This window comes from Flavobacterium arcticum (assembly GCF_003344925.1).
GTDB classification, from domain to species: domain Bacteria; phylum Bacteroidota; class Bacteroidia; order Flavobacteriales; family Flavobacteriaceae; genus Flavobacterium; species Flavobacterium arcticum.
On the sequence record NZ_CP031188.1, the window covers coordinates 353,909 to 377,112 of the forward strand.

16 protein-coding genes and 1 pseudogene are annotated in these 23,204 nt (G+C 33.5%); 12 read left to right on the forward strand and 5 right to left on the reverse strand.

What is annotated here, in order from left to right:
- The first annotated feature begins 292 nt into the window (after positions 1–292).
- From DVK85_RS01610 to DVK85_RS01640, 7 genes are all read left to right on the forward strand, one after another.
- A complete protein-coding gene (locus DVK85_RS01610; RefSeq protein WP_114676762.1) occupies positions 293–4,360 on the forward strand; it encodes a hypothetical protein in 4,068 nt (1,355 codons plus the stop codon).
- The gene (locus tag DVK85_RS01615) at positions 4,357–4,707 is read left to right on the forward strand and encodes a nucleotidyltransferase domain-containing protein (protein WP_114676763.1); all 351 of its coding nucleotides are present in this window, start codon (positions 4,357–4,359) and stop codon (positions 4,705–4,707) included. The genes DVK85_RS01610 and DVK85_RS01615 overlap by 4 nt, the downstream gene beginning before the upstream one ends.
- Positions 4,700–7,015, forward strand: coding sequence for a zincin-like metallopeptidase toxin domain-containing protein (locus DVK85_RS01620; RefSeq protein WP_114676764.1), 2,316 nt, complete (start codon positions 4,700–4,702; stop codon positions 7,013–7,015). Before DVK85_RS01615 ends, DVK85_RS01620 begins: the two co-directional genes overlap by 8 nt.
- 7 nt (positions 7,016–7,022) lie before the next feature.
- The gene (locus tag DVK85_RS01625; protein WP_114676765.1) at positions 7,023–7,289 is read left to right on the forward strand and encodes a hypothetical protein; all 267 of its coding nucleotides are present in this window, start codon (positions 7,023–7,025) and stop codon (positions 7,287–7,289) included.
- A gap of 340 nt (positions 7,290–7,629) precedes the next feature.
- Positions 7,630–7,785, forward strand: coding sequence for a zincin-like metallopeptidase toxin domain-containing protein (locus DVK85_RS13705; protein ID WP_162845316.1), 156 nt, complete (start codon positions 7,630–7,632; stop codon positions 7,783–7,785).
- A gap of 41 nt (positions 7,786–7,826) precedes the next feature.
- On the forward strand, positions 7,827–7,979 hold the full coding sequence (locus DVK85_RS13710) for a zincin-like metallopeptidase toxin domain-containing protein (RefSeq protein ID WP_394338173.1): 153 nt from the start codon (positions 7,827–7,829) through the stop codon (positions 7,977–7,979).
- 11 nt (positions 7,980–7,990) lie between these two features.
- Positions 7,991–8,290, forward strand: a complete 300-nt coding sequence (locus DVK85_RS01640; RefSeq protein WP_114676767.1) for a hypothetical protein — start codon at positions 7,991–7,993, stop codon at positions 8,288–8,290.
- Between the two features lie 623 nt (positions 8,291–8,913).
- Here DVK85_RS01640 and DVK85_RS01645 read toward each other — a convergent pair.
- The 3 genes and pseudogenes from DVK85_RS01645 to DVK85_RS01650 all read right to left on the reverse strand — a co-directional run bounded on the left by DVK85_RS01645 (position 8,914) and on the right by DVK85_RS01650 (position 15,105).
- Positions 8,914–10,017: a tyrosine-type recombinase/integrase gene (locus tag DVK85_RS01645; protein ID WP_240339589.1), complete on the reverse strand. Its 1,104-nt coding sequence runs from the start codon at positions 10,015–10,017 to the stop codon at positions 8,914–8,916.
- A gap of 18 nt (positions 10,018–10,035) precedes the next feature.
- Positions 10,036–10,188 (reverse strand): annotated as a pseudogene (locus DVK85_RS13625) (Arm DNA-binding domain-containing protein); the annotation flags it as partial.
- A gap of 555 nt (positions 10,189–10,743) precedes the next feature.
- Entirely contained in the window at positions 10,744–15,105 is a 4,362-nt protein-coding gene (locus DVK85_RS01650; protein ID WP_114676768.1) for a BspA family leucine-rich repeat surface protein, read from the reverse strand.
- 343 nt (positions 15,106–15,448) lie between these two features.
- Between DVK85_RS01650 and DVK85_RS01655 the strand changes: the two genes are divergently transcribed.
- From DVK85_RS01655 to DVK85_RS01675, 5 genes are all read left to right on the forward strand, one after another.
- Complete coding sequence (locus tag DVK85_RS01655) at positions 15,449–16,216, forward strand: M90 family metallopeptidase (protein WP_114676769.1); 768 nt, start codon at positions 15,449–15,451, stop codon at positions 16,214–16,216.
- Between the two features lie 114 nt (positions 16,217–16,330).
- Positions 16,331–17,215, forward strand: a complete 885-nt coding sequence (gene era / locus DVK85_RS01660; RefSeq protein WP_114676770.1) for a GTPase Era — start codon at positions 16,331–16,333, stop codon at positions 17,213–17,215.
- Between the two features lie 116 nt (positions 17,216–17,331).
- A complete protein-coding gene (gene der / locus DVK85_RS01665; protein WP_114676771.1) occupies positions 17,332–18,642 on the forward strand; it encodes a ribosome biogenesis GTPase Der in 1,311 nt (436 codons plus the stop codon).
- A 65-nt stretch (positions 18,643–18,707) separates the two neighbouring features.
- Positions 18,708–21,488: an outer membrane beta-barrel protein gene (locus tag DVK85_RS01670; protein WP_114676772.1), complete on the forward strand. Its 2,781-nt coding sequence runs from the start codon at positions 18,708–18,710 to the stop codon at positions 21,486–21,488.
- Positions 21,489–21,502: 14 nt separating this feature from the next.
- Entirely contained in the window at positions 21,503–21,886 is a 384-nt protein-coding gene (locus DVK85_RS01675) for a nuclear transport factor 2 family protein (RefSeq protein ID WP_114676773.1), read from the forward strand.
- 82 nt (positions 21,887–21,968) lie between these two features.
- On the opposite strand, the gene DVK85_RS01680 is transcribed toward DVK85_RS01675, so the two are convergent.
- On the reverse strand, positions 21,969–22,760 hold the full coding sequence (locus DVK85_RS01680; RefSeq protein ID WP_114676774.1) for a TPM domain-containing protein: 792 nt from the start codon (positions 22,758–22,760) through the stop codon (positions 21,969–21,971).
- On the reverse strand, positions 22,761–23,201 hold the full coding sequence (locus DVK85_RS01685) for a TPM domain-containing protein (RefSeq protein WP_114676775.1): 441 nt from the start codon (positions 23,199–23,201) through the stop codon (positions 22,761–22,763).
- Positions 23,202–23,204 lie beyond the last annotated feature (3 nt).

Here is a 23,204-nt window from a genome sequence, read left to right on the forward strand (position 1 = left end):
TCAAACTAGGCATTAAAAATTTTATTTTCATACAATCCATTATCATTAATTAATTGTTTTTTAATATTAATTATCTTAACAAAAAATAAACATATATATGTAGAAATACCTGCTATTGGGTATTTTTTTAAACTTTACTTTTCTAAAGTAGTATAACGCTTAATTTAAATAAATTAACATTAACATAACAGATCAAAAATGTAATTTATAAAAGAATAATACACTCGTAATTAATAGCAATAAAATCTAACATATAGAAGTTATATTTTATTTAATAACTAATTAATTAATTATGGAACATCCGATCACTAGTACACTGTTCAGGTTTGTTAAGCATAGAAGCCCACAACTTCAGAAAGAACCGGAAAGAGCCACAAAGTATCCAACTTCGCCGAACCAAGGCTATTTTTTTACTGCCCTGGGAAATGAACCCTCAGGGACAATTAAAGCCCTCGCAATGAGGCAAGCTGCCGAAAGTTTTCCTTCTCCTTATGAATCAGTAGAGAGGGTTAAGAGCATGTCCGAAAGTTTATATAATTTTTCAGAATGGCTGGCACGAAATAAGAAAAGTTATAACGATACAGACCTAGTTAATGAATATGATAAAGTATCGAAAGGGTTAACTTCTCAGGAATTGGAAACAATGTGGGACAACCTTTATTATCAGGCTGTAACCCAAAAATCTTTTTATGTAAAAGAAGCTATTTCGCAAATGCTGCTTGCTGATCATGCTTACAGATTAGTAGATACTGATATTGAACACGCTGCAGATTATAACAGAGAGGTGGTAAATGCAAAATTGACATTACCTTCTGAGCTTTTTGCAGATTATATTAAAGCAGATTCAGATTCAGAGACACCAAAAAAAAATCAACCAAATATACCAATGGGCTTTTTAAAGTCCCAAATAATAGTTGGTAGTGCTAAAATGAGAATTGAAAATTATGATGGATTAACCAAAGAACTGAATCGTTCAGAAAGTAAATATCGAGAGTCCTATTCAGCTGCTTATGGTCAGGCATATAAACAATATGAAGAAAATATAGCCCCTACACTCGAAAAGTACCATCAAGATCTTGAAGATGCCAAACAGGCTTACTGTTCGGCTCAGAGTTCTGATATTCCTTACGATCCTAAAAACCCATGCCACCAACCTGCTTATGTGCCTTATCCATCATTACCGGAATTTTCGTTCTCTCATGAAGATGAAATTACTTCAGCTAAAATGGAGGAGGAATTGACTGAAAAAAGCTTTAATGTACTATTGGATGTTTTAGGATATGATTTTGAGAATGATACACCCGAGGGAAGAAGTGATATCTTAAAATCCTATCCAACATATAATAGTATTTATCCTGAAGTAGAATCTGCAAGAAGAAATGCAAGCACAGAGCTTGTCGGAAATATTTACCCTCTTAATACGACAGTTAATTTTGCAGGCTATGATTACTCCATAAACAAAGGCTCGCGAATGACTCCTGACAGCTTTAATTTATGTGCTACAAGGGTACATCAAATATATAATATCTTTACATTAACCATTGGTGTACCCAATAATACGTGGCAAGTACTCAAAATTGTAGTAACGGTTACAAAGCCTAGTGATAGTACATATCAGGTATCTATTAATGCACCAGCAGCGACTTATAATAATGGGGTTTTATCATTACAAAGCTTCTACAACTATCCAATATCTCAACTTGGAGGAGATGATAATGATGTTCTTGATTTCAAAATTGTTTTCACTAATGGGAGTATAAGAAATATTGAAAATATTGATGCTGAAATGACAGTCTGTACTTCAGGTACCGCTCTGGGTACTGATCCTGCGTATAATGAGGTAAATACTAATCCACCTTTTGTACCTAGTAAGTTTGGATTTAGAGATCTCGGGGTGGCAGACTACCTAAAAGTAGAACAAACTGTCCAGTGTTATGTTGAAGGAGAAATCTCGCACATAGAAAATATTATGGCGCGTGAATATAAAGAGCGAGCTACCCGAATGTTGAGGAGAACTGAAGATACGACTACGATTAGTAATGAAACGGAACAGGAAAGACTAACTGACACAACTACTACAAATCGTCATGAGTTACAATCAGAAATAAGCAAAGTAATCTCTGAATCTCAAGATTTAGGTACCTCTGTAAATTCCAGATACGATGGGAAAGGTGGCTTTTCAGTATCTGCAGGTCTTTCTTATGCTACTAATACATCCCAGACTGATAGTACCCGTATCGCCGAAACAACTGCCCAGGAGATTACAGAACGCGCTACGGATAGAATAGTTTCCAAAGTGAAAGAAGAGCGGATTTCTAAGATTATAGAAGAGTATGAAGAGAACAATAAGCATGGGTTTGATAATCGCTTTGGGAGTCAACATGTTGTGGGAGTTTATCGTTGGGTAGATAAATTATACAAAAATCAGATATGGAATTACGGCAAGCGTATGATGCTTGAATTCATGATACCAGACCCTGCTGAATTACACACATTGGGTCTAATTCCAACTAATGGAGAAGGTAGCAATAGTGAAGGTATACTTCAGACTCCTCCAGACCCTAGAACAACATTGAAGTATGGCCCTTCAGTTAATTTCAGTGATTTTTGGACTTATGCCCAATATTGGGCTCAATACTATAATGCTGTTATTGAACCGGTACCGGCAGAAAATATAACCGTAGGAGAATCATTTAGTGTAAAATATAATACAGGGGAAAGTAAAATATCAAGTACAGAAGGTAGTTCCGGTAATGGTAAAATTACTGTTCCCGAAGGCTATAAAGTTTCATCTGCCAAGGGTATATATAATGCAATAAAAGATGGTGATAGGAGCGGTAGCTTAATATCTCTTACAGTTGGTAATAGTACAAACTATAATGCATTGATTTCACCAACCAAGCTTCTGATACTTAGCAATGTAAATTTCGCAGCAAATACTGATTCTTTCATAAATTCTAATTATGTCAATGAAGTTCCTGTTTCATTTACGTTAGGAAACCATGTCGCGGGAGATGTTTCTGTTACCCTGAGCTGTTATCTAACTCAAGAAGCAAAGGAAGCTTGGGAAATGAGAACTTTTAAAGCTATAATGGATGCTTATGAAGCTAAATTAGCTGAATATAACGAAAGAATTGAAAAAAACAAAAATGTAGTTCAAGAGGAAATAAAAACCAATCCAGGATTTTACAGACAAATCGAAAATTTAGTTTTACGTAAAAATTGTATATCCTATCTTATAAGACAAATAGGAGGAGGATTTTCCTATGGTGCTAGTATGACAACAGGAGATTCTTTCGGAAACTTTGAAGTAAACCTTAGCCAGGGGCTGGATACTTATACGAATACGGTTAAATTCTTAGAACAGGCATTTGAGTGGGATATAATTTCATACAACTTCTATCCTTATTTTTGGGGCAAACGCGATAACTGGTCTAAAATGTACCAATTTGACAAAAGTGACGATCCTCTCTACCGCAGCTTCATGCAGGCGGGTATGGCAAGGGTTGTGGTTACAGTAAGACCCGGTTTTGAAAAGGCGGCTGCTCTATACCTGACTACAGGTTTTATCTGGAACGGTGGTACAGTACCTACTATTGGAGACCCTCTGTATCTGGATTTGGTAGATGAAGTAACAAGAGAGGAACCTCCTAAAAAAGAAGGGAAAGCATGGATAACAAGGCTGCCTACTACACTTACTATACTGCAAGCTGACAGTATTGGCTTAAAGGTAGAAAAAGCATTGCCTTGTAATTGTGGTGAAGAAGATGAATTTGAACCAGGTACTGTAATACCATGCAATTCTAACTTTGAAATTACCAATGCACAATTGGGTAATGAAGAGCAAACCGCAAAAATACAATTTATATTTCACGACCTTGACCATTTAAATGTAGCTGATGGTAGTGCTTATAGGGTTAGTACTTATGATGACGATGGTTACTTCCCAAGAAGATATGAATGTATGGGACAAAATATAGCTATAGATCGCGATGCCTCGTGGCAGCCAGAAGATAGCGTATCAATAGTTTACGAGCAACTTGCCCAACAGCTTTCGGCTATAAACGGTGTAGAAGCACAACAGGTATTTGTTGATAACTCTGATGGTTTTAATAATCCTGATGGAATTAAGTTTACAATAGATACTGCCATTATACCCGACTTTGTATTTACCAAAAAAGACTCATATGGTGGTTTTGATGTTCCTTATGATGTATTAAGGGTTATTACAAGTAATGGAAATGTGAGGATAATATATGGTGATTATAACGTAACGGGACGACTAATGGACAAGTCAGGAGTTCAGATACAGGATTTTGAACTAAACACCTTATTACCAATAGACAAGTTTAAAATATGAGCCTGAAAAGAAATGATTTAATATGGCAGCCCGATAAGGTGCTGCCATACCTTTTTGGCGAACTTAAACAGAAAATAGAAGTAATATCCCCTGTATATAATATATACCTTTACGGCAGCAGGGCACGCACTCCTTATAGCCAATGGGGTACTGCACTGGATGGCAAAGACTGGGATATATTAATTGTTTGCCGTTTCCCTATTGTTAATACTAAAGTATGGACTACAGAGCTTGGTTATCATATAGACCTTAAAGTAACTGATAACAAGGGAGCGGATACATTTTTTAAATATCAAAAACACTGGGTTGAAATATATCCGGAAAATAATTTAATGAACAGTGAGTAATTTTGATGATATTTTTAGCGGAGAAAACCAGTCTTTTTTCAATTCCAGTAGTGAGTTCCCTTCATTCGAGAGTTTGGGCTTAGGACTTAGCAGTAATAACCCTTTCGAGGATACACAAGGTTATAGAAGTATTCGGGAGACAACTAATGAGCATGCTCTAAACAATTCCCCTTTTGGTAAAAAAAGTATATTTCATTCAACAGTATATACTTCTAAAAATATAGATTTTCCAAAGCTAATTGACTTTATTGAAGCTAATAGAGATGCGGAATTTGATGCCAGGAAATTCATTGGTACTATTACAAGGAGGGTAGTAAACCCAATCAGTGTTATAGCTGACCTTATATATCCTAAATTTAAAGAATATATCCCTATAGCGGGATTGCCGGAATCTTCACCTGACTTGACTACAAAAAAAACATTTGAAACAGAGATTCCTTTAAAGATAAATGAGGGTAGATTTATTGAAAAAGAATTGAGACTTGAAGGAAAACTAAACGAAGAAATAGGCATTGTTAATATCAGATTTGATTCGGAGGAGGATTTTACGGGGAGAGTTGAATTTAAATTTAATCTTGACGAATCAATATATTACAAACTTCATTTTTATTATGTAGGCGAAGAGCGGGTTAAAGAAGACAATAATAACGGAGAAATTGCTTTTACTATTTCTTCTTCAAGTTTTGAAGATTTTCAATCGATGCTGAAGCTTTGCGGATATGAAACTCCTCAAAAACTTTATGACATAGTAAGATCAACTTTTATAAATGCACTGGAAAAAATAAGCAAGGAAAGCGATGTAGATGGAGAATATGAGGATAACCATCCGAAGTTCCGTAAACTGGATTGGCTGTATGAAAATATGCCTGCATTTGTAATAGTAAGCCTAGACTTTAATCAGACTATTGATAATATATTTAAACTTAGTTATTGGGACACAAGGCTGCCCGTAGGGCATGATACAACCAAGGCGATAATTAATGTACTATCAAAATTAAATTCTGAACAGGTTTACAACTATTTCAACGCTACCCCCGGCAGGCTTATTACGCTTTACAGAGGTTTTGATAACGAAGGTTTAATTACGCAGTTTTGCCTGTACCTTACCTTTATTACTATACAGTATAGGTATAATTCTATTCAGGAAGTAGAAAAAGCCATTAAAAATGCCAGGGTATTTGAAATTAAAGATGAGGCCCATATAGAAACCAACATATTATATGGTGATGAGAAAGGAAAGGTAGAGCTGACTAATGAAATCGACCTGTCAGGATTGGCTTTTTCAGGACCTGTACCCAACCCGAGTGCTATATCTTTTTTGTTTAATGATGTTGAAATTAACAATAATGGTAACCAGTCCAACCAATTTCATCCGTTAGACCTTATTTATATTAAAAGGTATAACCCGGCTATCGGCGCAACAGAGGCTGAACCAACCATAGCACTTTACGGTAAATATTTAGGCGATAAAGCCGAGTGGGATGATGTAAAATTAGCAGCCTCCATTACTGCCGATGTTATTAGTATTGCGCTAAGTGGGGGAACATTAACCGCCGGAGCAAAAGGTGCTGCCCGTTTATTTGCAATAGCAGATATTACTATAAGTACCGTTAATATAGCAACTTTTTTACCAGCCGTACGAAAAGAGCTTGAAAAAACTGAGGGAGGAAGATGGTTTCTTTCTTATTGGCCGATTATAAGTTTGTGTGTAAGCGCGGGAACAATTTCTTACTATCTTGCAAAGGGTATTGTTAAGTATAGTAATCAACTTAAACAAGTTAAAAATAATAAGTTTGTTGAGCAGATAGATGAGTTAATTGATGAGAGTAGAAAAGTAGTTGATAATATAGTAGGAGAAGGTTTGTATGGAGGAAGAGTTTTATCTAAAGTTGATTTGGAAGATTGGGCTGTTTTCCTAAAGAAAAAATATAGAACTAATTTACAGCGAGTTGATAGTTTTGATGATCCCAAAGTCTTAGCACAATTTGATCCTAATACAAATACTATAAAATATAAAGATGACGTTACAGAATATTTTATGGCTCATGAGTCTTTTCATGCCGAAGAAATGTATAAATTAGGGTTTGACGAATTTGTTAAAGATGCAGCTCTTTTAGGTGTTCGTATGGAGGATTATACTCCAGAAAACTGGATTAGAGTTTACAAAAGAGAAAAATATGTTTACGATAAACTTATAGAGAATTCAGAGAAGTACAATTTAAATCAAGAAGAAATGTTTCATGCATTTAGATATTTTGATTATATTATGTATCAATTAGAGAGAAGAAATATTCCAATCTCAAAGTAATAAAATTATGATAGCAGAAAAATTAACAAAAAAGCTAAAAGATTTTCTCGAAGAAAATGGCAGAAAATATCAAGAAAGATCTATTGAATATTCAGGCTTAAGAAATACTAAACAGATAGATGGTAGTTTTAGGATGTTACATACAGTATCTTATCTTGTTAATACCTCCCAACAGAAATATGATAGTAATACCTTTTACTTTGCTAATTTCGATGAAAATACACATAAGTTAGTAGAAATAATTGGACCACAATCTTGGGAAAAATTTGAATAGTCAAAAAAGCTATGATCCTAAAGAAGCCCCAAATTTGGGGCTTTTGTGTTTATAAAATACAGGTGCAATTTCTTATTATCTCGCAAAAGGTATTATAAAGTACAGTAATCAACTTAAGAAAGTTAAAAATAATAAGTTTGTAGAGCAAATAGATGATTTAGTAGAAGAGAGTAGAAAAGTTGCAGATGAAATTGATAAATTAGACTTTTTAGCTAAATGGGGAGATGATGTCCCTGTGAGTAGAAAAGGTTATTTAGGTAGTCCTACGCTTAGAAGAAGTAGAATTCAATACTGGTATAAATAAATTAAGGCATTAAATAAGGAAACCGAATTAGTAATTTTGCCTAAAAGTCATGAATTACTGGAAGAAAACAGGGCCGCATTTAATGCGTTTACAAACAAGATATATGTTCAAAAAGGAATGACAGAATATGAGATTTTTCATGAATACAAACATCTAGAGGAATATACAAAATTAGGTAAAGAAGAATCATAAAAGGTTCAAAAGCTTTAGGAGGAAGTCCTGAGCAGCAACTAATAAGAGAATATAAAAGGGAAAATTATGTTTATCACGAAATTTTTAAAAATAAGAATAAGTTTAGTCAAAAAGAATTAGACAACGCAAGAAAATATATAAATAAGATTATTAAAGATTGTGAAATGAATGGCATCAACATTGATAAACTTTAAATTTTAAAATCATGAATATAAAAGAAAAATTAATAGATGATATAAAAAAGTTTTTAGAAAAGCATGATTATAGTATTGACGCTCGATTTGAGTTTTATGATAAAGAAACCGAAGAGTTAAGAGATGGTGTTTCAAAAGAAGTATATGTCATATCATTTTCTTTCGCAGACTATATAGAATATGATTCTAAAGGTAATATTGCAGATTATATTGAAGGAAAACGTGCATTTGCATATTATGATGCTGAGACTTTAAAGTTGTTATATATATTAAAAAATAACGGTTATTTAGAAACGGATGGTACGTTTTAATCAGAATAATTTTAACGATATAAAAGCTATCAAATGATAGCTTTTTTTTTATAAAAAACACAGCAAGCTCTTTACCTGCTTTACGAAAAGAACTGAAAAAAACAGAAGGTGGACGATGGTTTTTAACCAACTGGCCAATTATCGATTTATGTTTTAGCGCGGGCACAATTTCTTACTATCTTGCAAAGGGTGTTATTAAGTATAGTACAAAGTTTAAAGAACAGATAAAGGATAACAAACAACTTACAAAGCAGATAGATGAAAGTAAGAAAGTTGTTAAAGTAACAAAATATAGTAAAAATCTTCTTGAAAGAATGCCAGAAACGTATGTTAAAAAAGCATGCTGAAAGTACGTTACAAAACAAAAAGCCTATATATAATATCTATACTCACAAATATCAAATTTTAAAAAAAAGAAAGTCAAATTAATTCAAAATGAACCATTTAATATCATTTTTTTGAAATATGATTTCCGATGTAAAACAGAAAACCCTTCGATAACATTCTTGTTTTCAGAAGTTTATTTAAACCACAGTAATACCTACCACACTTAAATAGTATTTTAGACGATTAAAACATATAGAAAACGTAACTATCACCAAACCATTTCAGATATTCAATTTTTATGAATTCAAAACCTTATCCAAAGCCTCGTCCAGTTCGTCATGAATGAAATTAGCCTGATAATTTAATGTGGTTTTAAGATCTCCATGTCGATATAACTTTTGCAATTTTCTAGGATGAATTTTACTTCCTGCAATGTTTCCAAAACTGTGTCTTGCTATATGATTTGATAAATTTTTCTCAATATTGCATAAGGAAGCAATCTGTTTTAGGTTTTTATTCAAAAGCTTTGTAGCATTTCTACTCTTTCTAAAAACATCCTCTGGATCTTTAAGATTGGCTTTCTTCAAAAATGGAAATACAAAATCTTCATTTGAAGACATATCTGTTTTATAATATTCTATAATCACCAATGCTTGATCAGGAATTTTTAAACTTACTGGCTTTTCATTCTTGTTCATTTGATAGTAAAGTCTATCATCAACAAAATCATTCCACTTTAACTCTAGAACATCCGAAATACGTACTCCTGCAAAATAATAAGAGAAAAGCCATACATTTTTGGTGTGCCAAATACTTGTGTTTCTTTCCAATTCTAAGTTCTCTATTGAGGTGATTTCAGCTTTGATTAAACCTATTTTATTCCCTGACCCAATACGTATTTTTTCATTGTCTCCAGCAAACGGATAATTTTTACCATCCGTGATCTGTTCTTTGATAGCAAGATTGTATAATGTCCTTATAAAAATAAGTTGATTAGTGACTGTACGTGTTTTTTGACCTAAATAAGAAGTACAAAAGATTTTAAATCTTGTGATGAAAGCTGTGTCAATTTCATCAAATGTTAGTCTTTTAAGCCCATAGAAATATTTAATCTCTTGAGGAATATTTCTGCCGTACTTACGTGCATGCGACAGCCGTTCTCTTCTACGCTTCTTAATATCATCTATAATAGATTGGCGTGTTGCTGTTTTCTTATGGTTTAAAAATTCTTCGATGTTATATAGGATAGACAACTCAGCATTAGCTACTGAAAATATTCCGGCGGTATTTTTATTTTCAATACGTTCAGCTCCCAATTGAAAAAATGAAACATTGTTAGATGCTCTTTTAACTTTTTTTTTAATATCTTGAGTAGAAACACCATTATTTTTTTCTTCCAATTGAAGAGAAATATCTCGAGCTTCTTTTAGTTTTGAGAGTAAATAACTATTTAGACGATTAGCATTTGGATGCGATTTTTTAATAGTATGTTCGTTAGAATCCCAATATTTTAATGCTATAGATTGATTAGTGTGAATGTATTGTACCTTACGATTTTGAGTAATTCTAATTGCAAGAGGGTAAGTTCCATTTTTTTTCTTTTTTCCTTTCTTAACACAACCTTAATTGAAGCCATATAACAACTACGTTTAGAATATATCAAAGATAGTTAAATTGGTTAAACATTTTGGTATTTTTAATGATTTAAAATGGATTTATATGAATCATAAAAAACACTAAATCATTAATTTAAAACCATTTAACAATTCATGAATACATAAACCACAAAGCTAATAACCCGAAGGTCACTGGTTCGAGTCCAGTTCCCGATACTAAGTAAAAAAAGGTAACCCCTTAATTAACAACGGCTTTAGATTGCTCTAAAGCCGTTGTTTTTATGATAAAAATACTTTGTGATTTTTTATCAATTGAACACGATTCTGAACACATTTTGATGTATCTAACTACAACACACTAATTATAAAGCATTAAAAAACAAACACATTACGCTTTACACACACAATATAACGAACCCGACGATAATTAAAAGTTGTTCCTATACCAAACAAAAAGGCTTCACAATATGTGAAGCCTTTTTGTTTCTTGAGTAATCGTATTTATATTGTTTAATTTTTTACTAGTTTATATTTCGCTAACCCTTTGTTTGTCTTTATGTATAGTAGGTATATCCCTGCACTTAGATTAGCCGTGTTAATGGTTTCTAAGTTTTGTTTAGTAGCAATAAGTTGACTTCCTTGTAGGTCATATATAATCACTTCTTCTACTGTTAAGTTATACGATTGTATATAAACGAAATCTGTTACAGGATTAGGGTATACTACTATCTGATTATTTACAAAAATTTCTGTATTAGCCGTACAATCTTCAGCCACACTATCTCCTACAAAAGTCCAACCTTTATTATCAACTAATTCATTATGGGTCTCTATATCACAATACTCTAACCCATCAACTCCTATTGTCTTATTCTCTAAGCCTAACTCTACAAATCGATTTAATAACGCATCATAATTATCAATATTTAAGTCCGTATCATCTAAAAAGTGACCCGGTGAACCAAAATAAGTAAACTTTATATTATTATTAAAAGTCCAGTCGGATAGATCTTGATTGAACATATAGGCTCTTGTAAACATATATGACATATCTTTCACATTTGAAACATCCCAATTATTTATAGACTGATTAAACGAAGATGCTTCAAAAAACATTGCTATCATATTAATTACACTTGAAACATCCCAGTTATTTAAAGGCTGATTAAAAGCAGCTGTTTCTCTAAACATCCCCTCTAAAGTAGTAACATTAGACACGTCCCAATCATTCAGAGATTGATTAAAAGCTTCTGACATATAAAACATTTCTGACATATTTGTTACATTAGAAACATTCCAATTACTCAAAGGTTGATTAAAATTATAGGCCCTACCAAACATAAACACCATATTGGTCACATTAGAAACATCCCAATTATTCAAAGGCTGATTAAAACTACCTGCTTGATTAAACATATATGACATATCTGTTACACTCGAAACATCCCAGTCATTTAAAGATTGATTAAAATCCCCAGCTTCATTAAACATTTCCGACATATCGGTTACATTAGCAACACTCCAGTTATTTAAAGGTTGGTTAAAGGAAATAGTTAACTCAAACATACCTGACATATCTGTTACGCTAGAAACATCCCAGTCATTTAAAGATTGATTAAAATCAAGTGCTCCATTAAACATTTTCGACATATTTGTTACACTCGAAACATCCCAGTCATTTAATGGTTGATCAAAATCACTTGCTCCATTAAACATACCTGACATATCGGTTACATTAGAAATATTCCAATCATTTAAAGGCTGATTTAAAGAACTTGCCGAATTAAACATATATGACATATCTGTTATACTGGACACGTCCCAATTATTGAGGGGTTGATTAAGAGATTGACAGTTCAAAAACATCCCTTCAGTGGTCGTAGCCATACTCAAATCAGGAACATCAGTCGCATTTAAACTCAAATTAATACAAAAACGAAAAGCCAATTCCATGCTTGTCCATTGTGTATCGCCCCATTGTTCTATTGTTAATAATTTTGAACTATTACTTACTAATAAATTCCCAAAAACTACTCTGCTAAAATCTCCTGAAAGAGTTACTGTATAAATCCCTTCACCGGAATAGGTGTGAGTAGCTGTGCCTGATTGACCGGTTAATACAGTACCATCTCCAAAATCAATAGTATAGCTATCCGGTATATCATCATCTTCTACTATCGGAAACTCGATAGCTAAATCATTACTTGTAACCTGCCAAGTAGTAATAAAAAAATCTTGAGGATCAGTAAGCGGTAGTATTACTTCGGTAGTAGCATCGTTAGTGATGATAGGTAGGTTATAATCGAAGTATATCTCTGCATCTCCACTTATTATATCACCTACAGCGATATCGGCGACTGGTTTTATTTTATAAGCTATAAATCCATTGCTCCCCTCAGCATCAGCGTTTTCATGAGGTAAGTTAATATTTTCAAAGATAAATTCAACATGGCTACCATCGGTAATTTCTACACGATAGTCATGACTTGAACTTATAGGCTTAAAAGTAGTCCAGTCTAACTTTTCGTGCAGGTCATCTTCTACTCTTACGGCAATAGCACTTGCCGAACCTGTATTTTGAAATCTTATAATATAGTCCAAATAATGGCCGGTTTGGTCAATTGTAATTTGTTCGCCTTGTACTACTCGTTTATCATTAGGGTCAAATGAATTTACTATTTCTTGTTTTAAAGCAGATGTATTATCATATGGTACATTATCATTAGCATTTGGTATAATAGTAGCCGTAATATTAGCTATATCCCCACCGTTTACCGTAGGCGGTGTAAAAATCTGCATAGTAATATCGATTACCCTATTTTCAAGCGGAAGCAGATTTTCAATAGTAAATGTCAGCTGATTAATTGTTACCGCTGTAGCTGTTGGAGTTGCTGTTACAAAAGTTTGCATAGCATCATCGAAAATCATAGCAACTGTTGCATTGGCTACAGTTTGTGTCCCCATGTTTTCTACAATCAATTGATATTGGGCTTCAAAGCCTGGGCGGGCTTCTGTAATAGGTAACAAGGTTACCTTTAAATCTTCGATCATTTCTGTAGCAGTTAAACAGAAACTTAAGTCTTCGGTAAGATCAGAACCTGTAAAGTTAACGGTATCTGTATCAGTTGAAACTGTAAAATAGTCAGGTATATTTAATAGGGTAACATCATAAGTACCCTCAAGAAGATTTAAATTATATGTTCCATCACTATTAATGGTTGTAGCGTAGTTGTATGTTCCGTTATTAGCATTAACCATAAGATGGACTGCAGCAATATCGTCAGTATCACAGCCATTATTATCGTCATCAAAAAGAACTGTTCCTGAAAGAGTATTATTATCACAATCTTCACTTAAGCTATCTCCTGAAATTTCCCATCCTAATTCATTAATCAAATAGTCACGTACTCCAAAATCACAATATTCTAATCCATTTGCACCAATATTCTTGTTTTCTAAAGCTAACTGAGCAAATTGATTTAATAGTGCATCATAATTATCAACATTTAAATCACTATCCTTAAGCATATTAGACAAGTCTACATTCAGATTATAGGTCCAGTTTGAAATATCTTGATTGAAACTAGTCGCATTATAAAACATTCTTGTCATATTAGTTACATTAGAAACATCCCAACTATCCAAAGGTCGATTAAAAGAAGTTGCCCCCTCAAACATCCTATTTATATTAGTTACATTAGAAACATCCCAATCATTTAAAGGTTGATTAAAAGACATTTCATAAATACCCGAGCCAGAAAACATACTTGACATATTAGTTACATTAGACACGTCCCAATCATTTAAAGGCTGATTAAAAGCTTGTGCTTCCCAAAACATACTTGACAGATTAGTCATATTAGAAACATCCCAACTATCCAAAGGTTGATTAAAAGAAGTTGCTTCCTCAAACATAAGGCTTATATAAATTACATTTGACACATCCCAATCATTTAAAGATCCATTAAAAGAAGTTGCTCCTGAAAACATCACCATCATATTAGTTACATTAGAAACATCCCAATTATTTAAGGATTGATTAAAAGAAGTCGCTCTAGAAAACATACCTGACATATCAATCACACTAGAAACCTCCCAATTATTTAAGGGTTGATTAAAGGAACTTGCTTTATAAAACATATTCCCCATATTAGTTACACTAGAAACCTCCCAATTATTTAAGGGTTGATCAAAGGAACTTGCTTCCCAAAACATACTTGACATATTGGTCACACTAGATACATCCCAATTGTTTAAAGGCTGATTAAAAGAACTAGCTTCTTTAAACATACGCCACATGTTAGTAACATTAGAAACATCCCAATTGTTTAAGGGTTGATTAAAGGAACTAGCATTATAAAACACACCATACATATCTGTCACATTAGAGACATCCCAATCATTTAAAGGCTGGTTAAGAGAGTGGCAGTTATAAAACATAGAACCCATATCAGTTACTTGGCTTAAATCAGGTATATCTGTAGCTGCAATGGTTAGGTTAGTACAGTCGTAAAAAGCGTTTTCCATATTAGTCCATTGTATATCGCCCCATTGCTCTATTGTCAAAATTTCATTAGAATAAGAATTCTCATTACCTTGGTAAAATCTTATTCTGCTAAAATCTCCTGAAATAGTTACTGTATAAATCCCTTCGCTAGTATAAGTATGAGAAGTTGTACTTGACTGATTGGTTAATACATTACCATCTCCAAAGTCAATAGTATAACTATCAGGTATAGCATCATCTTCTAATATTGGAACATAAATAGTTAAATTATCATCTTGCACTTGCCAAGTAGTTATAAAAGGTGCTTGGGCATTAGCAAAGTAGGCTATAAAAGAAAAAATAAATAATAAGTAATTCTTTTTCATTGTAACTGTAATTTTTATAGTTTTTAGATATTTGTGCAAAAATAGTTATTTATCGCATCTAGCCTATCTATTATTTTTAGAAATAAAAATGTAATCTATCGAAAACCAGCACATATACCTCATCTTAGCTGAATATAATCTTGAGTGTTTTTACTAAAAATTAACAATAAGAACCATACTCTAAGACTTTATAAAACTCATAACCAAAGACTATTGATTCGATTCCAGCTCTCACTACTAAGGAAAAACCTGAAATTATTATGATTTCAGTATTTTTTTTATTTTACACATAGCTCTTAAAAAATAATGCTATTACTACCTTTACAAGCTAATAATTTACCACATGGAATTCTATATATCATTAGGAGCATTCCTGCTCTTAGGAGTTTATATTTATAAAAACACAAAACGTCAAACTGTACAACCTTTTCCAGCAGCTTGGCATAACCTGCTACTCGACAACGTAATTTACTACCGTAAGCTACCAAAAGATAAACAAATTGTATTCCAGCAGCGTATTATGAAATTTCTCAGTGAAGTTTATATTGATGGTGTAGAACTCGAAATAACCGACCTAGATAAAATACTAATTGCATCTAGTGCCGTAATTCCTGTTTTTGGTTTCGATGACTGGCATTATAATAATTTAAGTGGTGTTTTATTATATCCTGATTATTTTAATAAAGACCTTGATTTTGCTGATACTGCCGAATCACGAAATATTGGTGGACTGGTGGGCAATGGTAGATTTGAGAATAAAATGATACTATCTAGAAAAGCATTACATCATGGATTTATGAATACAACTGACAAAAATAACACTGGTATTCATGAGTTTGTACATTTAATTGACAAGATGGACGGTAGTATTGACGGTGTACCCAAAATATTATTGACTCATCAATATGCAATTCCTTGGTTAAATATAATTCATGAAAAAATGGAAGCTATAAATAATGACAAATCAGACATAAGAGAGTATGGCGGAACAAAACAAGCCGAATTTTTTGCTGTAGCTTCAGAATATTTTTTCGAGCGTCCTGATTTATTAAAAAGGAAACATCCTAAACTTTATAAGATGATGATGGACTGTTTTAGTCTAAAAAAATAATTTAAACAGATCAAAGTTCTTAAAAACAAATAGAAAGGTTATTAAAAATATCTTTTCACTACCTTTGCATTATATTTAAACCTCTCAAGCGAGAGGTTTTTTAATTTTTGAATTATGGCACACAAAGCAGGCTTTGTAAACATCATTGGTAATCCAAACGTAGGTAAATCTACCTTAATGAATGCGTTTGTAGGCGAACGCCTTTCTATTATTACGAGTAAAGCACAAACCACACGTCACCGTATACTAGGTATTGTAAACGGAGAAGATTTTCAAGTAGTATTATCCGACACTCCAGGTATCATTAAACCTGCCTATGAATTACAGGCAAGCATGATGGATTTCGTAAAATCGGCTTTTGAGGATGCAGATATACTTATCTACATGGTAGAAATTGGAGAGAAAGAGCTTAAAGATGAAGCCTTTTTCAATAAAATAATTCATTCTAAAATACCCGTACTACTATTACTTAATAAAATAGATAAATCCAGCCAAGAACAGCTAGAAGAGCAGGTACAGCTTTGGCAAGAAAAAGTTCCTAATGCAGAGCTTTATCCTATATCGGCACTCGAAAACTTTAATGTAAAAGAAGTTTTTAACCGTATTATAGAGCTACTACCCGATTCACCTCCTTTTTACCCTAAAGATGCTCTAACAGATAAACCAGAGCGCTTTTTTGTAAACGAGACACTTCGCGAAAAAATCTTATTGAATTATGATAAAGAAATACCTTATGCTGTAGAAATAGAGACAGAGGAGTTTTTAGAAGATGACGATATCATTCGCATACGTGCCATAATTATGGTAGAGCGCGATACTCAAAAAGGAATTATAATAGGACATAAAGGTGCTGCTATAAAAAAAATAGGCATACAAGCACGTGAAGACCTCGAAAAATTCTTTGGCAAACAAATACATATAGAAATGTTTGTGAAAGTAAATAAAAACTGGAGAAGCAATAGCTATCAGCTAAAACGTTTCGGATATAATAATAAATAGTCTTAAAGTTTGTATCGACATAAAATTAAAAGTCCTTTAGAACTGAACTTTAAGACTTTATAACTTTCGACTTTACAACTTAAAAGCGTACTTTTGCAAAAATTTAAAACAAGTTAATGAATAATATCGTAGCCATAGTAGGACGCCCCAATGTAGGGAAATCGACTTTTTTTAACCGTCTGATACAGCGTCGTGAAGCTATTGTAGATTCTATTAGCGGAGTAACCCGCGACAGAAACTATGGTAAGAGTGAATGGAATGGAAAAGAATTTTCGGTTATAGATACCGGAGGATACATAAAAGGGTCTGATGATGTTTTTGAAGGCGAAATACGCAGACAGGTAGAGCTTGCTATAGACGAGGCTGATGTTATTGTATTTGTAGTAGATGTAGAAGAAGGCATTACCCCAATGGATGAGGAAGTTGCTAAACTGCTTCGCAAAGTTACTAAACCTATACTACTTGCCGTAAACAAGGTAGATAATGCTATGCGCGAAAAAGATGCCATAGAATTTTACAACCTTGGGCTTGGCGATTACTATACTTTTGCTGGAATGAGTGGCTCTGGTACAGGAGATTTACTAGATGCTCTAGTTGAATTATTACCTGATGCGCAAGAGCCTGATGAAAATGCCGAAGAACTTCCTCGCTTTGCTGTAGTAGGACGTCCTAATGCTGGTAAATCATCATTTATTAATGCTCTTATTGGCGAAGAACGTTTCGTGGTTACTGATATTGCTGGTACTACTCGCGATGCTATAGACACTACCTATAATCGTTTTGGGTTTGAATTTAAATTAGTAGATACAGCAGGAATACGCCGTAAAGCTAAAGTAAAAGAAGACTTAGAGTTCTACTCTGTAATGCGATCTGTAAGAGCTATAGAACATAGTGATATATGTATATTAGTAATTGATGCTACACGCGGATTTGAAGGACAAGACCAAAGTATTTTTTGGCTTGCCGAAAAAAACCGTAAAGGTGTAGTTATACTAGTAAACAAATGGGATTTGGTAGAAAAAGAAACCATGACTACACGTGATTATGAACTAAAAATACGTGAAGAATTGCAACCATTTGACGATGTGCCTATTCTTTTTGTCTCTGCTATAACCAAACAACGTTTACTAAAAGCACTAGAAACAGCTGTTGAAGTTTTTGAAAACAGAAAACAACGTATTGCTACCTCTAAGTTTAACGAAGTTATGTTACCTATTATAGAACATAACCCGCCACCAGCACTAAAAGGTAAATATGTAAAAATTAAGTTCTGTATGCAGTTACCTACCCCTACTCCGCAGTTTGTATTCTTTTGCAACCTGCCACAGTATGTAAAGGAACCTTACAAACGCTATCTTGAAAATAAAATGAGAGACATATATAATCTTTCGGGTGTACCGATAGATATATATTTCCGTCAGAAATAACAAAAAAAGTTATTTAGCGGTTTATAGGTATATCCTTACTATCTAACCAACTAAATGATACATTTATGCAAAAAGGCTTATCCTTACTGCTATTATTATTCACCACTTTATGCTTCAGCCAAAACGTAACACTTACAGGAAAAGTAAGCGATCCTGATAATTTACCACTAGAATCGGCTACCATTTACCTAACCTCTGTAAAAGATACAACCGTTATCAACTACACGCTTTCTGATAAGAATGGTAACTGGGAAATGAGAGCAAGAGTTAAAGATGAGCCTATAGATTTAAAAATATCGTTTGTCGGGTTTACTGATTACAAACAAAGGCTAGAAAGTATAGCCGAAGACAAAGACTTTGGTACACTAAAAATGACAGATTTATCTACTGAGCTGAGTGAAGTAGTAATAGAAAGTGAAGTACCACCTATAAGAGTAAAATCGGACACGCTAGAGTTTAATGCTTCGTCATTTAAGGTATTACCCGATGCCAATGTACAAGCCTTAATTAAACAACTCCCTGGAGTAGAAATAGACTCTGATGGGAAAATAACAGTAAATGGTAAAGAGGTAAACCAAATATTAGTAAACGGGAAACCCTTTTTTGATAAGGATGGAAAAGTTGCTTTGCAAAACCTTCCTGCCGAAATTATAGACAAAGTACAAGTAACCGATACTAAAACTAAAAAAGAAGAACTTACAGGACAGGCTGCAAGCGGTAATAATGCTAGTATAAACCTTACAATAGACAAAGATAAAAACAAAGGTCTCTTTGGTAAATTTATGGTGGGCTATGGTACTGACGAGAGGTATGAAAGTAGCGGTCTTATTAACTATTTTAAAGATAAACGTAAAATAAGTGTACTTGCATCTAGCAATAATATTAACTCTACTGGTTTCTCTATGAACGAAATATTCGATAGTATGGGCGGTGGGCGTAATGACAGCTATAGTATTGTGAGTGGCATAAGAAATAATGGTAGTGGTATTACAACTTCAAATATGTTAGGCGTTAATTATGCCGATGAATGGATTGAGAACCTAGATTCTAACATAAGCTACTTTTATACTACTGCTGATACTGAAAATGAAAACAGAACAAAACAAATTACTTACCTTACAAATAATGATGGTAATACCGAAAACAGTTTAATTACCGAGTCGTCATCGAGTACTGATAACGAACAATATAACCACAACTTTAACACACAGTTTGAGTTTAAAATAGACTCTACTTCTACCATTTATTTCGACCCGAAATTTGCTGTATCAAATTCAAAAGCAAAAAACACATCACAACAATCAACACGTGACCAAGATAATATATTACTTAACGAAAGTGAAGGCGCTACTTTTAGCGATAGCGATAATAAAAATTTTAGCAGTTCGCTAGATTATAATAAATCTTTTAATAAAAAAGGACGTTATTTTAACCTATCGTTAGAAAACGAAAATGTAGTAGATGATGGCGCAGCATTTAATAAATCTATAACTACTTTTTATGATAATGAAACGGGCGACACTACTAACGATAATAGAGACCAAGTACGTTATAATAAACAAACCACAGACAAGTATGGTATAGCTGTAGAATATGCCGAACCTATTACTGATTCGTTAAAGCTTGTAACACAGTTAAATTATGGTATAGAACGTAATATAGGAAATCGTGATGGCTTTAACTTTGACGCAACAACAAATGCATATACACGACTAAATGATTCGCTTACCAATTATTTGGCTTCTAATACATATAATGTCACTCCAGCAGTAGGAATAGAGATTAACAAGAGTAAGTACAGTATGGCAATATCAGGAGGTACAAGTATTACAAACTTTAATAATAAAGGAAGTTATAGAGAGGTTGATTATAAAGTAAACAAACAATACATATTACCGTCTATAGATGGATATTTAAGCTATAGATTCACAAAATCAAAGTCGACTTATATATTCTATAACTATAATGTAGACTTCCCTCAAGCCAGTCAAGTATTACCTATAGAAGATGTAAGCAATGCACTCTATACTCAAACGGGAAACCCTGATTTAGACCCGAATAAAAGTCATTACTTTTATGCTAGTTATAGAAACTTTGATTATGCCACACGTTCTGGTTATAATTTTTATGGAGGCGGTAACGTTTATGATAGTAGAGTAGTCTCTACCACCGAAATTAGTAATACAGCCAAGCGTAACACTACTTATACTAATGTATCAGGAACATATAACGTTTGGTTTGGGGGTTACTGGAGCAAATCAGTAAAAAGAGAAGAACATAAATTTAGATACAATATTGGGTTTAGTGGAGGTCTCAACTTAGACAAAGGATTTACAAATAGTGAATCTTATGAAGCACATAGCATACGGCTTTCACCACGTGTAAACTTTACTTGGGAGTATGGCGATATACTTACCATTAACCCATCATATAACTTTAGTTATAACGAAACTAATTACACCAACTATACTATAGATGGCGCAAGCTATAGCACCCATAGGTTTAACCTAGAAACCACATCGCGCTGGCCAAATCATTTTGTATTTGGTAACGACTTTGGGTACAACTACAACTCCAACTTAGGCGATGGGTTTAAAAAAGATTTCTACCTTTGGAATACCAGCCTTGGTTACAACTTCCTTAATGACAAGTTACTCTTTAAAGTAAAAGTCTATGACGTACTTAACCAAAACTTAGGTACTTCTAGAAACATAACACCTACATCTGTTTACGATCAGCAAAACACTGTACTTAAACGCTATATGATGTTCTCTCTTACTTATAAAATCGAAAAATTTGGTGGTAAGAAAAAAGAAAATGAAGGAAGACGTTTTTGGTACTTCTAAAATCTAAGATGATAATGACAAATAACTTAGATCAAAACAAACAAAATGCCATTGCTTTTTATAAAATGGCGTATGAAGGCAACCCGAAAAAAGCCGTTGAGCTTTATGTGGGCAACGAGTACATTCAGCATAATCCTGATGTTGAAAATGGATTTGATGGCTTTATTGATTATTTCAATCGGATGCAGACAGAATACCCTAACAAATCTATTGAATTTGTACGTTGCATAGCCGAAGATGATTTAGTAGCATTACACACGCACCAAACTTGGCCTGATAATGACCAGTATATTACCATGGATTTTTTTAGGTTTGATACTAACGGAAAAATTATAGAACATTGGGATGCTATACAACAAATACCAAAATCGTCTAAAAACGGTAATACAATGTATTAATCATAAATATAGCATAAAAACAAAGGCAGTTTACTTATAAGTAAACTGCCTTTGTTTTATATATGTTTGTTATTATACTAAATTACCAGCTTCCGCCTGCTCCACCGCCGCCAAAACCGCCGCCGCCGAAGCCTCCTCCGAAACCGCCGCCGCCAAAGCCGCCACCGCCTCTAGAATGACCGCCAAAACCACCACTACTACCTAGACTACTTAGTATAAGAATATCAGCAAGTGTAGAGCCTCCTCCTCTTCCGCCACGACCACCGCCGCCACGTTTAGAAATAGATGATATAATAAATATGATAAGAATAATAAAAAATACTATTGCCCCAAAAGGGAAACCTTTATCCTTCTTTCTTTCGCCTTTATACTCGCCCTGCATTACCTTCATTATAGCAGTAGTTCCCTTATCTATACCTGCATAATAATCTCCAGCTTTAAACCCAGGCTTAATATCATTTTCAATAATAAGTTTAGAAACAGCATCAGTCATAAGATGCTCAGTCCCTTTACCCGTAGTTATAAACATATTCCTATCGTCTACAGCAATAAGCAATAATATCCCATTATCTTTACCTTCTTGCCCTATACCCCAAGTATCTGCTATATCAAAAGCATACTTCCATGTAGCTTCGCCTCCTGTAGTTTTTACAGCTACTACAACTATTTGAGTAGAAGTAGTATCGGCATAGTTAATCAGCTTTTGTTCTATCGCCTTTTTTTCGCTTTCATTTAAGATATTAGTACCATAATCGTAATAACTGGTTTGCTCAGATGGCTTTTCAGGAATATTTACCGTTTGCCCTAATGCTGAAAAACAAACGAATAATAATGATAGTAATAAATACTGCTGTATATTTTTTATTTTTTTCATTTAGCTTTTAGAAATTTCATCTGGTAATTCGTTTACATCACCTTCATTATCATACGGAAAATATTTTTTCAATCGCTCTCCTGCTTTTAGTATACCATTTACAAGTCCATCTTTAAACTTACCTGTTTTAAACTGAGAAATCACAGCATCTTTAGTACTATTCCAAAAACCATCTTCTACAACTTTATCAATGCCCTCGTCGCCAACAATAGCAAAAGTTTTGTCGGTAACACCTACATAAAACAACACTCCATTACGAGCAGCAGTTTTATCCATTTCTAAAAGTTGAAAAACCTCCTGAGCTCTTTCGAGTGGAGGTTTTTCGGTATGGTTTTCAATATGTACTCTTATCTCTCCCGAGGTATTCGTCTCGGCAGTAGCAATAGCTGCTACTACTTCTTTTTCTTCTTGGGGAGTTAAAAATTCTTTGTTTTTTGACATATC

Excerpts from the sequence above, each read along its gene's own strand:
- DVK85_RS01610 (WP_114676762.1), top strand. The coding sequence starts at position 293 with ATGGAACATCCGATCACTAGTACACTGTTCAGGTTTGTTAAGCATAGA.
- DVK85_RS01615 (WP_114676763.1), top strand. The coding sequence starts at position 4,357 with ATGAGCCTGAAAAGAAATGATTTAATATGGCAGCCCGATAAGGTGCTG.
- DVK85_RS01625 (WP_114676765.1), top strand. The coding sequence starts at position 7,023 with ATGATAGCAGAAAAATTAACAAAAAAGCTAAAAGATTTTCTCGAAGAA.
- DVK85_RS01640 (WP_114676767.1), top strand. The coding sequence starts at position 7,991 with ATGAATATAAAAGAAAAATTAATAGATGATATAAAAAAGTTTTTAGAA.
- DVK85_RS01650 (WP_114676768.1), bottom strand. The coding sequence starts at position 15,105 with ATGAAAAAGAATTACTTATTATTTATTTTTTCTTTTATAGCCTACTTT.
- DVK85_RS01655 (WP_114676769.1), top strand. The coding sequence starts at position 15,449 with ATGGAATTCTATATATCATTAGGAGCATTCCTGCTCTTAGGAGTTTAT.
- era (WP_114676770.1), top strand. The coding sequence starts at position 16,331 with ATGGCACACAAAGCAGGCTTTGTAAACATCATTGGTAATCCAAACGTA.
- der (WP_114676771.1), top strand. The coding sequence starts at position 17,332 with ATGAATAATATCGTAGCCATAGTAGGACGCCCCAATGTAGGGAAATCG.
- DVK85_RS01670 (WP_114676772.1), top strand. The coding sequence starts at position 18,708 with ATGCAAAAAGGCTTATCCTTACTGCTATTATTATTCACCACTTTATGC.
- DVK85_RS01675 (WP_114676773.1), top strand. The coding sequence starts at position 21,503 with ATGACAAATAACTTAGATCAAAACAAACAAAATGCCATTGCTTTTTAT.
- DVK85_RS01680 (WP_114676774.1), bottom strand. The coding sequence starts at position 22,760 with ATGAAAAAAATAAAAAATATACAGCAGTATTTATTACTATCATTATTA.
- DVK85_RS01685 (WP_114676775.1), bottom strand. The coding sequence starts at position 23,201 with ATGTCAAAAAACAAAGAATTTTTAACTCCCCAAGAAGAAAAAGAAGTA.